The following is a 13,975-nucleotide window of genomic DNA, read 5'->3' as shown; positions in this document are numbered from 1 at the left end:
CCGATACCCTGCTTGCTGGAACGGCGCCCTATTCCGTGAGATTTTCCTTCCTGCCGGCGCTGCGGCGCCTGAGCGGCCGCAAGGCCGTGTTCGCGGCCTTCGGCCTGGGCCTGCTGGCGGCGCTGGCCTTGCCGCCGCTGTATCTGGTGCCACTGCTGCTGATCTCGGTGCCCGGGCTGCTGGCCCTGCTGGATGGCGCAGGCAGCTGGAAGCGGGCGGGCGTGCTGGGCTTCGCCTGGGGCATGGGGCACCACATCGCCGGCCTCTACTGGATCAGCCATGCCCTGTTGACCGACCCCTGGCGCTGGGGCTGGCTGATCCCCGTCGCCGTGCCCGGGCTGGCCTTGCCGCTGGCCATCTATATCGCCCTGGCCTGCATCCTGGCCTGGTTCGCGGCGCCGGGCTGGCGGCGCTGGCTGGCCCTGTCCGGTGCCTGGGCACTGATGGAAATGCTGCGCGGTCTGCTCTTCACCGGCTTCCCCTGGAACCTGCTGGGGACTGTCTGGGCCTTCGATGCGCTGCCGCTGCAGGGCGCGGCGCTGGTGGGGGCGCATGGGCTCTCATTGGCCACGATGCTGCTGGCCGGGCTGCCCGCGCTGGGGCGGCGGGCCATGGCCGGCGGAGCGGTGGCGCTCCTGGCGCTGGGCGGCTTCGGCGCCTGGCGGATGGCGCAGCCGCAGCCTCCCGCGCCCGGCGTGAACCTGCTGCTGGTGCAGGGCAATGTACAGCAGGAGGCCAAGTGGCGGGAGGAGATGCGGATGCCCATCTTCCGCCGCTATCTGGAACTGACGCGGGAGGGGGTGGCCAAGGCCCCCACCGGTGCCCCGCTCGCCGTGATCTGGCCGGAGACGGCCAGCCCTTTCCTGCTGCCCAACGACTCCGATGCGCGACGCTACGTCGCCGATATCCTGCCGCCCGGCGGGGTGCTGCTGGCCGGCTCCGTGCGGGCGGAATGGGGGCAGGAGGGCCAGCTGCGGCAGGTCTTCAACAGCCTCTCTGCCGTCGGGCCGGATGCGGCGCTGCTGGGCGTCTACGACAAGGCGCATCTGGTGCCCTTCGGCGAATACATGCCGCTGCGCGGGCTGGTCCCGATTCGCATCGTGCAGGGCGGTGTCGATTTCTCCGCCGGGCCCGGGCCGGTGGGCATGACGGTGCCGGGCCTGCCGGCCTTCAGCCCGCTGATCTGCTACGAGGTCATCTTCCCCGGGGCGGTGGTGCCGGAGGCACGGCCGGGATGGATGCTGAACGTCACCAATGATGCCTGGTTCGGCTATTCCGCAGGCCCCTACCAGCATCTGGCCGCGGCCCGGCTGCGAGCGGTGGAGGAGGGGCTGCCCATGGCGCGCGCCGCCCAGACCGGCATATCGGCCGTCATGGATGCACACGGCAGGGTTGCGGCTCGCCTGGGTCTTGGGGAAATGGGCAGCATTCTAGCACCTTTGCCGCCGGCGCTGCCTCCCACTCCCTATGCTTGGCTTGGTGCCTGGATTCCGGCCTTTCTGGCTGCTTTCGCACTCCTGCTGGGTCTGATGAAGGGGAGAGGCCGGCAGGTTTGAATGGTGGGACGAGAGGGGTTGTCTCAATCTTTGGAAATTCTCGAAAGAGTTGACCTCTTCCTTATGCAACCCTAAGATTCAAGGATACGTGAGGTCCGGAGCGCCAGTCCAACTCCTTCAAGACGACCTTACCGGAGGTTGAACGAGTCATGGCCAGTTCAGAGGTTGCCGAGCGGACCGAGAAGGAACATCGACCGAGCCCGATCGACACGCATGTCGGCAGCCGCGTACGGTTGCGCCGCACCTTGCTTGGGATGAGCCAGGAGAAGCTGGGCGAGGCCCTGGGCCTGACATTCCAGCAGGTGCAGAAATACGAGCGTGGCGTGAACCGCATCGGTGCCAGCCGGCTCTTCGACCTCTCCCGCATCCTGGATGTGCCGATCGGCTTCTTCTTCGACGACATGCCCGGCGCCATGGGCGGCGGCAGCAGCATGATGCGGCAGCGTCTGGCCGGCGGCTTCGCCGAAAAGCAGGACAGTTTCGAAGACGACAACATGAACCGGCGTGAGACGCTGGAGCTGGTGCGGGCCTATTACCGCATCAGCGAGCCGGCGGTACGCAAGCGCGTCTTCGACCTGATCAAGAGCCTGGCGCCCACAGAATAACAGCCCCGCTCGACTTGGTGGCCGCGCGGCCACATATGGCCGCCGCCATGACCGAACCTCTCGCCCTCTACGTGCACTGGCCCTTCTGCGCGGCCAAATGCCCGTATTGCGACTTCAACAGCCATGTGCGGGAGCAGGTGGACACCGCCCGCTTCGGCGCGGCCCTGCGCCGGGAACTGGCGCGAGAGGCCGAACGGCTGGCCATGGACGCGCCGGGGCAGCGCCGGCGGTTGGCCTCCATCTTCTTTGGGGGCGGCACGCCCAGCCTGATGCCGCCGCAGGTGGTGGCGGATATCATCGCCGACGCCACCCGGCTTTTCGGCCCCACCCCGGATATCGAGATCACGCTGGAAGCCAACCCGACCAGCGTGGAGGCGGCGAGGCTGGCGGAATTCCGCGCCGCCGGCGTCAACCGCGCCAGCCTGGGCGTGCAGGCGCTGGATGACCGGCAACTCGCCTTCCTCGGCCGCAGGCACGATGCCGCCCAGGCCATCGCGGCGCTGGAGGCGGCGCGCGGCCTGTTCCCGCGCCTGTCCTTCGACCTGATCTATGCCCGGCCGGGGCAGCAGGAGGCCGAATGGCGGGCCGAGCTGCGGCGTGCCCTGGCGCTGGCCGCCGATCACCTCTCGCTCTACCAGCTGACCATCGAGCCCGGCACGCGCTTCGCCACCGAGCATGCGCGCGGCGCCTTCGTTCTGCCTGAGGGCGACGAGGCGGCGGCGCTCTATTTCGCCACCGGCGATGAAGCCGCGCGCTTCGGGCTGGAGGCCTATGAGGTCTCCAACTACGCCCGGCCGGGGGCGGAGAGCCGGCACAACCTCGCCTACTGGCGCTATGGCGACTACATCGGCATCGGTGCCGGCGCGCATCAGCGGCTGATGCTGGGCGGGGAACTGCATGCCGCCCGCCGCCACCGTGGCCCCGAGGCCTGGCTGGCGCGGGTGGAAGCCGATGGCCATGCCGTGACGCATGAGGAAACCCTCTCGGCCGAGGACCGGGGGCGGGAGGCGCTGCTGATGGGCCTGCGCCTGTCCGAGGGCATCGACCCCGCGCGGCTGCATCGCCGCACCGGCCGGACGCTGGATCAGGCGGTGGACGCGGCCATGCTGACCGCCTGCCTGGATGAGGGCTACCTGGAGTGGCGCCCCGACGGCCGGCTGGCCGCCACCTGGGAAGGCCGGCTGCGGCTGGACCTGATGCTGCCGGCGCTGCTGCGCTGAGGCTTCAGCCGGGGTTGCGGCCGCGGTATTCCTGGCTCTTCAGAATGGCGCCGCGCAGCGTGCGGAAGGTGTTGCGGCCGATATTCTGCTCATAGACCGCTTCGCTCTCCGGCAGGCGGTCCAGCAGCAGGCGATAGAGATCGTCCACATCCTCGCGGCTCAGCAGCCGGTCGGCCTCCCAGTGCCGGGTGGCATAGGCGGCCAGGAAGGCATCGAATTCGCGCGCGCGGAACCTGCGGTAATGCTCCTGCTGCGCCTGCAGCAGGGACTGGGCGCGTTCCTCCGTCAGTTCCGGCAGGGCGATGTCGGTGCGGGTGATCAGCGGGATGCGGTCATAGCCCAGTTCCCGGTACCGCTCCGGATTGAAGGAGGCGCCCTTCTCGCCGATGTAACGGCCGAAGCAGAGGTCGGTCATCACGCGCACCAGGCCCAGTTGCGCCGCCGCGACCGATTTCAATGCATCCTGCGAGGAGCGGTCGATCGCCATCTCCTGCCGTTGCAGGAAGCGGAAGACGGCATAGTGGTCGCGGTGCTGGTAGTCGCTGCGGGCGAGGATATCGAAATAAGGTTCCAGCCACCGGCTGATCCGCTGCCATGCATCCCGCCGCAGGGCGAAGCCCCAGTGGTGGTCCAGCCAGACCAGCTTCGGCGCGGCGGGGTCGGAGGGGCGGCGATGCTCGCCATAGACGGCGAAGTATCCGACCTCCGGGCGGCCGGCGACCGCATCCTTCAGCCGCTCCATCATCAGCAGATAGGCCGGGCCAAGCTCCAGGTCGTCCTCGAAGAAATAGCCGAGGTCGGATTCCAGGGTCTCGAAGACCAGCGCCTCACCCCGGCGGATATTGAAGGCGATGCCATGGTTCTCGCGGCTGGCCAGTACCTGCCCGCGCGGGAAGATGTCGCGGAAGATGGCGGTGCATTCCTCCAGCACCGCATCGCTGGCGTAGCGCAGGCCGGAGCGGGGGGAGACGGCGCCGTCCTGCACCATGTAGATGCGCCGCTCGTTCAGCTCGACGCCCTGCTGGGCCCGCAGGGATTCACAGAAGCGGCGCAGGTAGTGCGGGCGGTCGAAGGAGAAGATGACGATCGGCGTCGTGACCTTGCGCGGCGTCGCGTCCATGCCGGCTCCTCGCTGTGCCCGGCCGGTTGCCTAAAGCCTGGGCGGCGCCATGGCAAGGCGCTGGCGCGGCGGCCTCAGCGCAGCAGCCAGCGCAGGGAGTGGCGCAGCGCGCTGCCGCCGTCATGTTCGAACCACCGGCCATGGGCAAAGATCACGCGTTCCGGCTGCAGGGCCAGCATCCGCTCGGCGGCATGTGCGGCGGCCTCCTGCCGCATGCGAATGACGGCGCGCAGGTAAGGCGGCGGCATGCCATCCGGCGCCAGGATGCCGAAGAGCCGCGCCAGGGGCCGCACCAGCGGCGGCAGCTTCCGCTCCTCCAGGTTCAGCACCAGGTCGGTCAGGACCAGGCTGCGGCTGGGGCGGTGGAACAGCGCCGTCTCGTGGAAGTCCATACCGCCGGGCAGGGTGACGAGGGTGATGGCGTCCTCCCAGGCATCCGGGGTTCCGCTGGTCAGGTCGTAATCCAGCCGCAGGCCCGATCGGCGCACCTGCCGCCGCTTCCGCAGCCCCGGCGCGGCCCAGGTGATGGCCTCCGGGCAGGCCTGCTGCCATTCCTTTAGGAAGATCCAGTGGGCGATGTTCGGCGCCACCAGATGCCGGATGCGGCCCAGCTTTTCCAACTCGCGCTTCAAGGCATGGCTGAAGCGGGTGGGGGAATGCAGCAGCAGGTCGCCATCCGGCAGGCGGATGACCGTCATGCGGGCGGCCACCATCATGCCCGCCGTGCCGGGCAGCCGGCTGTCGACGATGAAGAGATCCTCTGCCACCGGCTTCGGCGTATTCAGCGGCGGGTAGCTGGCGCGCTCGGCCCAGGCCGAATGGGGGTCGAAGAGGCGACCCAGTAGGCCATGGCCCTGGCCGGGCCCGCTGCGTGGATGCGTGCTGCTGGCGGAGACCACCGCCAGTTCCAGCAGCCCGGTGCCGATCAGCAGGGCTCGCGCAGCCGGCGGCTGGCGGCGCATCAACAGGCCCGCGCCAAGCAGTGCCGCGCCGCCGAGCGCATCCAGCGCCAGATGCCCGCGCATGCTCAGCAGCGGCTTCGTGCCCCCTTCGTAGTCCGTGACGGTCGAATAGGCCGCATGATAAGCGCCGGCGCCGCCGAGCAGCCTCCGCACCGAGCGTGGCACGGCAGGGCACGCGGCCAGCCCGCCCAGCAGTGCGGCCACGGTATAGTCGATCACGCCATGCAGGCGGGTGGAGATCAGCATCAGGCGCTCCCGGCCGGTATGGGAGATTCTGCAACGTGCCAGGGGCGGGATGGATGCCTCGGTGCCGGTTTCCTGTCCGGGACCATCGCCCTATCCTGCCGGATGAGGAGAGCCGGGAGAGGCGCCATCCGCATCACAGGATATCCGGCATGACCGCAGCAGGGGCACCGCGCGTCAGCGTGCTGATGGCCGTGCATAACGGCGCGCGGCATATCCGCGAGAGCATCGAGAGCCTGCTCGCCCAGAGCTTCACCGATTTCGAGCTGGTCGTGGTGGACGATGCCTCCACCGACGGGACGCGGCAGATCCTCGCGGGGATCGGGGATCCGCGGCTGCGCGTCATCCATGCGGAGCGGAACCTGGGCGCGGCCGGGGCGCGCAATCTCGGCTTCTCCCTCTGCCGGGGCGAGTATCTCGCCATCCTCGACCATGACGATCTCTGCCGGCCGGAGCGGCTGGCGGTGCAGGTGGCGTTTCTCGACCGCCATCCCGGTATCGTGCTGGTCGGCAGCGAGATCCGGATCCTGGAAAACGGCAGGCTCAGGCAGACGGATCATGCGCCCGGCAGCACACCATTGCTGCTACGCTGGATGCTGCATGTCGATAATCCCCTGACCTTTTCTTCCGTGATGCTGCGCGCGGACGCCATCCGCACGCTGGGCGTCTTTCTGCGGCCGGGGCTGTCGGAGGATTTCGACCTCTATCACCGGCTGCTGCCGCTGGGCGGGGTCGCAAGGCTGGACGAAGTGCTCACCATCTACCGCGCGCATGCGGGCAGCGTCTCGCTGACGGAGCCGGAGGGGATGCTGCGAGGCGCGGCGCAGGTGCTGGCACCGGCCATCGCGCCCTGGCTGGGCGAGGACGCGGAAGCCGCCGCGCGGCTGATCATCCGCCACCTGTCCGAGCGCCGGCCCGTGACCGAGGCCGCGGATCTGGACCGGCTCGGCGCTGTGCTGGAGCGGATGCTGGAGGGCTTCTGCGCTGCCCATGCGCCGGATCCCGCAGACCGTCTGCAAATCGAGGCGCATGCCAGCCGCGTCTGGTGGCGCGTGATACGGGCCGGCCTGCGCTCCGGCCATCCTGCCTTCCTGCGCCGGCTTGGATCGCGGCCGGCGTTGCGGCAGGGGTTCCGCCCGTCGCCGGGCGATATCCTGGCTTCCCTCGCCATCGGGCTTGCCCGCAGGGGGAGGGTGGCGGTCGCGCGGGGCGCGTTCCGGCGGCGTGACTAATCCAGCCAGGCCCGCACTTCCCGTTTCAGGAAAGCGGCATCCTCCGGATTGGCGGTGGGGTTGCCGGCGCGGTGGCCCCAGATGCTGGGGATGGGGCGCAGCACGGCATAGCGGAGATGCGGCAGCTCCGCCTCGTTGTCCGCCACGCGGAAATAGAGGTCCATGGAGCCGGGCATCAGCAGCACGCGGGCCTCGATACCTGCCAGTGCCCTGGCCAGATCGCCGCCATAGCGTGGGTCGCGGCTGATATCGCCGGCATCCCAGGTCCGTAACTGCCAGTAGAGGTCGGCGGCCGGGCGGTTGGCATAGCGCTCCTCCCACTCCGTCCGCAGATAGGTATCGAGGTCCGGCGCGCCGCCGGCCAGATGCAGCCCGGCGCGATACCAGTCCTGGCTCATGGCCCAGCCGGCATAGACGCGGCCGAAGGCCCGCAGCGCGGCGCCGGGCTGGGCGCTGAAGCGGCCATCGCCCAGATGCTCGGGCGCGGCCTCCAGCACCGCCATCTGGCTCCGCAGGAAGACCTGGTTATGGGTGGCGGTGCGGGCGCTGCCGCAATTCACCACGATGCGGGAGACGGCCTCGGGGAAGGTCGCTGCCCAGTGATAGGCCTGTTGCGCGCCCATGGACCAGCCATAGACGGCATGCAGGCGCTGGATGCCCCAGAGCTCGCGCAGCAGGCGGCGCTGGGCATGCACATTGTCCCATGCCGTCACCAGCCCCGGCCAGTCCGGCGTGTTGGAGGGGCTGGAGGAGAGCCCGTTGGTGAACATGTCGATCTGCACGACGAACCGGCGGGTCGGGTCCAGCACGCTATCGGGCCCGATCAGCCATTCCAGGTCCGGATGCCGTGCGCCGTAGCTGGTGGGATAGAGCACCACATTGTCCCGCGCGGGGGAGAGGGTGCCATGCGTCTTCCAGCTCAGCACCGCATCCCGCAGCACGGCGCCGGATTGCAGCGTGACGTCGCCCAGGCTGAAGCGCCCGCTTTCTGTCGGCCAGTCCCTCATGCGCTCTCTCCCGTTCCCTGCGGCGGCTCAGCGAGGTTCCTGGCCGTCGCGGTAGAAGATCATGCCACCGTGGTAGAGGATGTCATCGCGGAATTCGCCATCCGCCGTGAAGCCGGTATCGTCCCAGTAGAGGACACGGCTGCCCCGCACCTCGTATCGGCCCTGGTAGGCGCTTTGCCGCTGGCCTCGCGCCTCGTCGTAGCGGCCATTGGGCAGCAGTTCCTGGCGGACATGCCGGTCCGACGTGACCCACATGCCAGTATAGGGATGGTCGGCCATGATGCCTGCCTCCTGTCGGGTGCCGCTCTGTGCGGAAGCCACGTGATGGGGAAGGGCGGCGGTGGCGGCCAGCAGGGCCAGCACCGCGCCGCCGAGAAGGACCTCGCGCATCACAGCGGACTGGCCGAGGGGCGGACCACCAGCTCGCTGACATCGACATCCTGCGGCTGCTCGATCGCGAAGCGCACGGCGCGCGCGATGGCCTCCGGCTCGATGGCGACCTGGCGGAACGCCCGCATGGCATCGCGCGCGGCCTCGTCGCTGATGCTGTCCGCCAGTTCGGAGGTGACCACCCCGGGCGAGACCAGCGTCACGCGCAGCTTCGTGCTTTCCTGCCGCAGCCCCTCGGTGATGGCGCGCACCGCGTATTTGGTGGCGCAATAGATGGCGGCGGTGGGGGAGACGCTGTACGCGCCGGTCGAGGCGATATTGATGACCTGCCCATGGCCCTGCCGGTCCATCACCGGCAGCACGGCGGCGATGCCATGCAGAACGCCGCGGATATTCACGTCGATCATGCGGTCCCATTCCTCGGTCTTCAGCGACCGCAGGGGGGAGAGGGGCATGACGCCCGCATTGTTCACGAGCACGTCGATGCGGCCGAATTCCTCCAGCGCGGCAGCGGCGAAATCCGCGACATCCTGGCGCGAGGTCACATCCAGCAGGCGCGCGCGCGCCGTGCCGCCGGCGGCCTCGATCCGCCCGGCGAGATCCCGCAGCCGGTCCAGCCGGCGCGCGCCCATCACCACCGTGGCGCCGGCACGGCCGAGTTCGGCCGCGATCGCCGCGCCGATGCCGCTGCTGGCGCCGGTGACCAGAACCACCTTGTTCATACTGTCCGTCATCGCTCTCTCCATTCGTTCGTTGAACAGGCGGCAGTCTGGCGTGGCTCGGGGATCGGGCAGTAGACCGATGCTGCGGAATGCTTGCCTGATCCTGCACATCAGGCGGAGGGGCGGCGGTGGCGCTTGCACAGCCGGCGCCACCGTGGGAGGCAGAGGATGGAAGGAGACCCCATGTCCGATCTGCCTTCTCTCACGGCATTGATGCTGCGCCACACGGCGGATGACGGGGTGCATGCCACGCCGATCCCGTCTCTCTGGCTGATCCGCATGGCGCATCCGACCGAGCCGCTGCACACGCTGCATGAGCCCGCCGTTTGCGTGATCGTGCAAGGCGCCAAGCAGGTGGCGCTGGGCGAACACATCTACGCCTATGACTCCGCCAAGTATCTGATGGTCTCCACCGACCTGCCGGTGGTGGGCACGGTGGTGGAGGCCTCGGCCGCCACCCCCTATCTCTGCCTCCGCATCGACCTGGACCCGGCGATCCTGGTCTCGCTGATGGAGGAGGCCGGCATCCGCCAGCCACCCGCGGGCGCCCCGGGGCCCGGCCTCTTCCTCAGCCCCACCACACCGGAGATCCTGGAAGCGGTCTTCCGGCTGGCACGGCTGCTGGACCAGCCGCGCGACATTCCCGTGCTGGCGCCGCTGGCGCTGCGGGAACTTCACTACCGGCTGCTGACCGGGGCGCAGGGGGAGGCCGCGCGGCATCTGACCGCGACCGGCGGCGCGCTGCGGCAGGTCAACCGGGCCATCGCCTGGCTGAAGCGGCACTACAGGGCCCCCATCCGCATCGCCCGCCTGGCGGATGAGGTGGGGATGAGCCCTTCCGCCCTCCATCACGCTTTCAAGGCCATCACGGCCATGAGCCCGCTGCAGTATCAGAAGCAATTGCGGCTGCAGGAGGCGCGGCGGCTGATGGTGGCGCGGGCGCTGGATGCCGCCAGCGCCAGCTACGAGGTCGGCTATGAAAGCCCTTCGCAGTTCACGCGGGAATACAAGCGGCTGTTCGGTGCGCCCCCGGCGCGTGACGTGGCCAGGCTGCGCGGCATGGATGCGAGCCTGACCGGGCCGGTCTGAGGCGCCGGCGCCGCAGGCGGTTGCGCCGGGCTGCGCGGGGCGGGAGAGTCCCTGAGTGGCCAGTGGAATGCGGGAGGGATCGCGTGAGCAACAGCTTATCCGGTGCGGGCAGGCTGCGCCGCCTGGGCATCATCGGCGCCGGCGGCATGACGGAGACGCTGCTGGACGCCGTCACGCGGGGGCTGCCCGCGCCGCTGGAGGCTGTGACCATCCTGGCCACGCGACGTTCGGCGGGGAAGGCCGAGGCGCTGCTGGCGCGCCATGGCGATGCCCTGGCTGCCGCCCGGCTGGTACGGACGGAACGCGCGGCCTTCCTGGCCGATGCTCCGCAATTCGTGGCCGAATGCGCCGGCCAAGGTGCCGTGCGGGAGCATGGCGTGGCGGTGCTGGAAACCGGTGCTGAGCTTGCGGTGATTTCCATCGGTGCCCTGGCCGATGAGGCGCTGCGCCTTGGGCTGGAACAGGCCGCCGCGCGGGCCGGGGCGCGGCTGGTGCTGCCGCCGGGGGCGGTGGGCGGCATCGACGCCCTGGTGGCGGCCAGGCTCTCGAGGCTGGAGGAAGTGACCTATACCGGCCGCAAGCCGCCCCTGGCCTGGAAGGGCACCCCGGCCGAGGCGCTGCTCGACCTCGCCACCCTGGCGGAGCCTGCCATCTTCTTCGACGGCACGGCGCGGGAGGCGGCAATCCGTTATCCACAGAATGCCAATGTCGCCGCCACGGTGGCGCTGGCCGGCGCCGGCTTCGAGGCGACGCGGGTGCGGCTGGTGGCCGACCCCACCATCAACCGCAACCTGCATGAGGTAGCGGTGCGCTCGGCGGCGGCCGACTTCACCATCCGGCTGGAGGGGCGGCCATCCCCCACCAACCCCAAGACCTCGCTGACGGCAGGGCTGAGCATGGCGCGGGAAGTGCTGAACCGCGTGCTGCCGCTGGTGGTGTGAGCCGGACCCGGCCGGCGGGCCTCAGTGCCCGACGGCCTTGGCGTAGCTGGCGCGGGCTGCCAGCGCGTTTTTCGTCGGGCGGCGCGGCTGGCGCTTCACCGGGCGGCCATTGGTGCCCATCCTGACCTCCGGTCCCTCCCGCAGGAAGCGCAACAGGTTGTCGGAAGCCTCAGCCACGGCATTCCGCCCTGCTTCGGTCAGCACCGCGCGGCCCGGCTCGAATTCCACCCGGATCTCGCGGAAGGCTGGCTTGCCCGGGCCGAAGCCGGTCACACGCATCTCACGCTCCAGCACCAGCAGGGTATCGGCGCTGCTGTAGGGCACGCCAGTGGTGGTATCGACCGCCCAGCGGCCGAGCTGAGACCAGAGCTGCCAGCCATTGCCTTCACGGCTTTCCAGCCCTTCGGCCCGCAGCGGTGCCGTTGCTTCCCGCAGCTTGCCGAGCACCAGCGCACGCCGGTCGTACCAGAGCGTGCGTACGTCTTCTGTAGGAAAATATTCTGACATCTGACACCTTGCCGGACGCGGGGGAAAAACAGCATCCGCGACCGCGCTGGCTTGGCCAGAGCTGCTGATCGTATTTGCTGTTTTATACAAAGCCTGAGCCTGGCGAGGATTCGGGAGCTAAGTGACTGTTCCCGTTTTGTCCTCATCCCGGACGTGTGGTGTATGTGGGAATAATTGCCTTGAATTCAAGGCGACAACGAGAGAATCGGCACCCTGCGGCAGGGCAGCGGAAGACCCTTTCCGGACGTTACCGAACGGCCCCGAGGACGCTGCGATTCATGACCGAGCCCGGAACCGCGAGGTTGCTCTGCGACGAAATGCTGGCTGGGTTCGCCCGCATGCTGCGCGCCGCCGGCCACGATACTGCCCTGGCCCCGCCCGGGACGGCCGATGCCGTGCTGATCGAATTAAGCAGGCGGGAGGGGCGCGTGCTGCTCTCACGCGACCGACGGCTGGTACGGGCGGCCGGGGCGGTGGCGCGCGCAGTGCTGCTGACAGGCGACCAGCCGGACCGGGATGCCCGGCAACTGGCGCGGGAGCTCGGGCTGGACTGGACCTTCGCGCCTTTCACCCGCTGTATGCTGGACAATACGGCGCTGCGTCCGGCGACGGCGGAGGAGATCGCACGCATGCCGGCGCGGGCGCGCGACCTACCGGGGCCTTTCCGCGCCTGCCCGCATTGCGGCCGCTTCTACTGGCCCGGCAGCCATGCCCGCCGCATCACCGAGCGGCTGCTGAGCTGGCGCGGGCTGGCGGCGGAGGCGGGTTAGCCCGGCGCTTCCTCCAGCACCACGCCCTCATTCGCCGCCAGCCGCAGCATGCCGCCGCTGGGGCCTGCATGCGGCGCGAGGCTGGTGGAGAGCAGCACCCTGCCATGTGGCGCCGGAACCTCCCGCGGCATGTCGCCCATGTTCAGCAGGATGCGCAGGCGCTGCCCGTTCAGGAAGCGGCTGAAGCTCAGCACATTGTCCCATGCCGCCACATTGCCGATCCCGCCCGCCTCCAGGGCCGGGCTGGAGCGGCGCAGCCCGATCAGCCGGCGGTACAGCGCCAGGATGGAATCCGGTTGTGCCCGCAGGGCCGCCACGTTCACCTCCGGCTGGCCAGTCGGCAGCCAGGGCCGCCCGGTGGTGAAGCCGCCATGGGGCGAGGCATCCCAGGGCATCGGCGTCCGCTCGGGGTCGCGGCCGACGCCGATGCCCGGCTGGTTCTTCTCGGCGGGGTCCTGCACCAGCTCTGGCGGGATCGGCAGGTCGGTCATGCCGATCTCCTCGCCATAGTAAATCGTGGGCGTGCCGCGCAGCGTCAGCAGTAGCATGGCCGCCACCCTGGCCTGCGCCTGGCCGACCCGCGTGGCAATGCGGGACTGGTCGTGATTGCCCAGCACCCAGTTGGGCCAGGCGCCCGCCGGCAGCGCGGCCTCGTAGTCACTGATGATGCGGGCCACGTCCCCGGCACTCCAGGGCGCGCGGATCAGCTGGAAGTTGAAGGGCAGATGCGCCCCGCGTAGCTCATGCCCGTAATATGCGACGAGCCTCTCGACCGGCAGATAGACCTCGCCAACCAACAGGCGCTCCTCGTAGTCTTCCAGAACCTGCCGCATTTCCGCGACGATCTGGTGCACCTCCGGCTGGTCGGCCGTGTAGAGGTCCAGTAGACGGTCGTGGGAGGACTGGCCCGGCGCCCAGCCGGGATTGGGCGGGTTGTCACGGAACTGGTCGTCCTTGATCAACAGCCAGATGACATCGACGCGGAAGCCATCGACGCCACGGTTCAGCCAGAAGCGCAGCACGTCATACATCGCCTCCCGCACAGCGGGGTTGCGCCAGTTGAGGTCCGGCTGCTCCTTCAGGAAGGAATGCAGATAGTACTGGCCGGTCGCCCCGTCCCATTCCCAGGCGCTTCCGCCGAAATGGCTGAGCCAGTTGTTGGGTGGGCCGCCATCGGGCGCCGGGTCATGCCAGATATACCAGTCACGCTTCCCGCTGTGGCGGCTGGCGCGGCTGTCGAGGAACCAGGGATGCTGGTCCGAGCTGTGGTTCGGCACGAAGTCCAGGATGAGGCGCAGGCCGCGCGCATGCGCCTCGGCCAGCAGGTGATCAAAATCCTCCAGGCTGCCGAAGATCGGGTCCACGCCGCAGTAATCCGCCACGTCATAGCCGAAATCCGCCATGGGCGAGGGCTGGATGGGCGAGAGCCAGAGCGCATCCACCCACAGTTCCACCAGATGGTCCAGGCGCCGCGCGATGCCGCGCAGGTCGCCCACGCCGTCTCCGTCGCTGTCCTGGAAGGAGCGGGGATAGACCTGGTAGACGATGCCCCGCTGCCACCATGCCAGCTCATCCATGCCTAAAACCTTTTCTGCCGTGCGGACTTATTGA

At 69.3% G+C, this 13,975-nt stretch carries 14 protein-coding genes; 7 read left to right on the top strand and 7 right to left on the bottom strand.

The genetic code is table 11. The features are described 5' to 3' along the window. Window positions 1-35 precede the first annotated feature (35 nt). The 3 genes from lnt to hemW all read left to right on the top strand — a co-directional run bounded on the left by lnt (window position 36) and on the right by hemW (window position 3,381). Window positions 36-1,556: an apolipoprotein N-acyltransferase gene (gene lnt / locus IAI58_RS16020; RefSeq protein WP_237182876.1), complete on the top strand. Its 1,521-nt coding sequence runs from the start codon at window positions 36-38 to the stop codon at window positions 1,554-1,556. A 149-nt stretch (window positions 1,557-1,705) separates the two neighbouring features. Next, complete coding sequence (locus IAI58_RS16015) at window positions 1,706-2,161, top strand: helix-turn-helix domain-containing protein (protein ID WP_207444874.1); 456 nt, start codon at window positions 1,706-1,708, stop codon at window positions 2,159-2,161. Window positions 2,162-2,208: 47 nt separating this feature from the next. Then, window positions 2,209-3,381 carry a radical SAM family heme chaperone HemW gene (gene hemW, locus IAI58_RS16010; RefSeq protein ID WP_207444875.1) on the top strand — a complete coding sequence of 391 codons (1,173 nt, stop codon included), beginning with the start codon at window positions 2,209-2,211 and terminating at the stop codon, window positions 3,379-3,381. Window positions 3,382-3,385: 4 nt separating this feature from the next. Here the strand turns inward: hemW and IAI58_RS16005 are convergent, their stop codons facing one another. Further along, entirely contained in the window at window positions 3,386-4,501 is a 1,116-nt protein-coding gene (locus tag IAI58_RS16005) for a hypothetical protein (protein ID WP_207444876.1), read from the bottom strand. 74 nt (window positions 4,502-4,575) lie between these two features. Beyond that, window positions 4,576-5,709, bottom strand: coding sequence for a DUF4336 domain-containing protein (locus IAI58_RS16000; protein ID WP_207444877.1), 1,134 nt, complete (start codon window positions 5,707-5,709; stop codon window positions 4,576-4,578). Window positions 5,710-5,858: 149 nt separating this feature from the next. Between IAI58_RS16000 and IAI58_RS15995 the strand changes: the two genes are divergently transcribed. After that, window positions 5,859-6,938 carry a glycosyltransferase family 2 protein gene (locus tag IAI58_RS15995; RefSeq protein ID WP_207444878.1) on the top strand — a complete coding sequence of 360 codons (1,080 nt, stop codon included), beginning with the start codon at window positions 5,859-5,861 and terminating at the stop codon, window positions 6,936-6,938. On the opposite strand, the gene IAI58_RS15990 is transcribed toward IAI58_RS15995, so the two are convergent. Genes IAI58_RS15990 through IAI58_RS15980 form a run of 3 tightly spaced genes read right to left on the bottom strand, consistent with a single transcriptional unit; the run spans window position 6,935 to window position 9,069 of the window. Then, window positions 6,935-7,945, bottom strand: a complete 1,011-nt coding sequence (locus IAI58_RS15990; RefSeq protein WP_207444879.1) for an alpha/beta fold hydrolase — start codon at window positions 7,943-7,945, stop codon at window positions 6,935-6,937. The genes IAI58_RS15995 and IAI58_RS15990 overlap by 4 nt on opposite strands. Before the next feature lie 27 nt (window positions 7,946-7,972). Next, on the bottom strand, window positions 7,973-8,335 hold the full coding sequence (locus IAI58_RS15985; protein ID WP_207444880.1) for an Atu4866 domain-containing protein: 363 nt from the start codon (window positions 8,333-8,335) through the stop codon (window positions 7,973-7,975). Beyond that, on the bottom strand, window positions 8,335-9,069 hold the full coding sequence (locus tag IAI58_RS15980) for an SDR family oxidoreductase (RefSeq protein ID WP_207444881.1): 735 nt from the start codon (window positions 9,067-9,069) through the stop codon (window positions 8,335-8,337). Before IAI58_RS15980 ends, IAI58_RS15985 begins: the two co-directional genes overlap by 1 nt. Before the next feature lie 171 nt (window positions 9,070-9,240). Between IAI58_RS15980 and IAI58_RS15975 the strand changes: the two genes are divergently transcribed. Next, complete coding sequence (locus IAI58_RS15975) at window positions 9,241-10,146, top strand: AraC family transcriptional regulator (protein WP_207444882.1); 906 nt, start codon at window positions 9,241-9,243, stop codon at window positions 10,144-10,146. An 83-nt stretch (window positions 10,147-10,229) separates the two neighbouring features. Continuing rightward, entirely contained in the window at window positions 10,230-11,087 is an 858-nt protein-coding gene (locus IAI58_RS15970; RefSeq protein ID WP_237182875.1) for an aspartate dehydrogenase, read from the top strand. A gap of 21 nt (window positions 11,088-11,108) precedes the next feature. Here IAI58_RS15970 and IAI58_RS15965 read toward each other — a convergent pair whose 3' ends face one another. After that, window positions 11,109-11,594, bottom strand: coding sequence for a hypothetical protein (locus tag IAI58_RS15965; RefSeq protein WP_207444883.1), 486 nt, complete (start codon window positions 11,592-11,594; stop codon window positions 11,109-11,111). Window positions 11,595-11,872: 278 nt separating this feature from the next. Here IAI58_RS15965 and IAI58_RS15960 point away from each other — a divergent pair, with 278 nt between their 5' ends. Continuing rightward, the gene (locus IAI58_RS15960; protein WP_207444884.1) at window positions 11,873-12,364 is read left to right on the top strand and encodes a Mut7-C RNAse domain-containing protein; all 492 of its coding nucleotides are present in this window, start codon (window positions 11,873-11,875) and stop codon (window positions 12,362-12,364) included. Here the strand turns inward: IAI58_RS15960 and IAI58_RS15955 are convergent. Then, the gene (locus tag IAI58_RS15955) at window positions 12,361-13,941 is read right to left on the bottom strand and encodes an alpha-amylase family glycosyl hydrolase (RefSeq protein ID WP_207444885.1); all 1,581 of its coding nucleotides are present in this window, start codon (window positions 13,939-13,941) and stop codon (window positions 12,361-12,363) included. The genes IAI58_RS15960 and IAI58_RS15955 overlap by 4 nt on opposite strands. Window positions 13,942-13,975: the final 34 nt, after the last annotated feature.

Origin of the sequence: Roseomonas marmotae (assembly GCF_017654485.1) — a bacterium.
In the GTDB taxonomy this organism is placed as follows: Bacteria; Pseudomonadota; Alphaproteobacteria; order Acetobacterales; family Acetobacteraceae; genus Pseudoroseomonas; species Pseudoroseomonas marmotae.
Note: the sequence above shows the minus strand (reverse complement) of the source record. Positions and strands in the feature narration are given on the sequence as shown.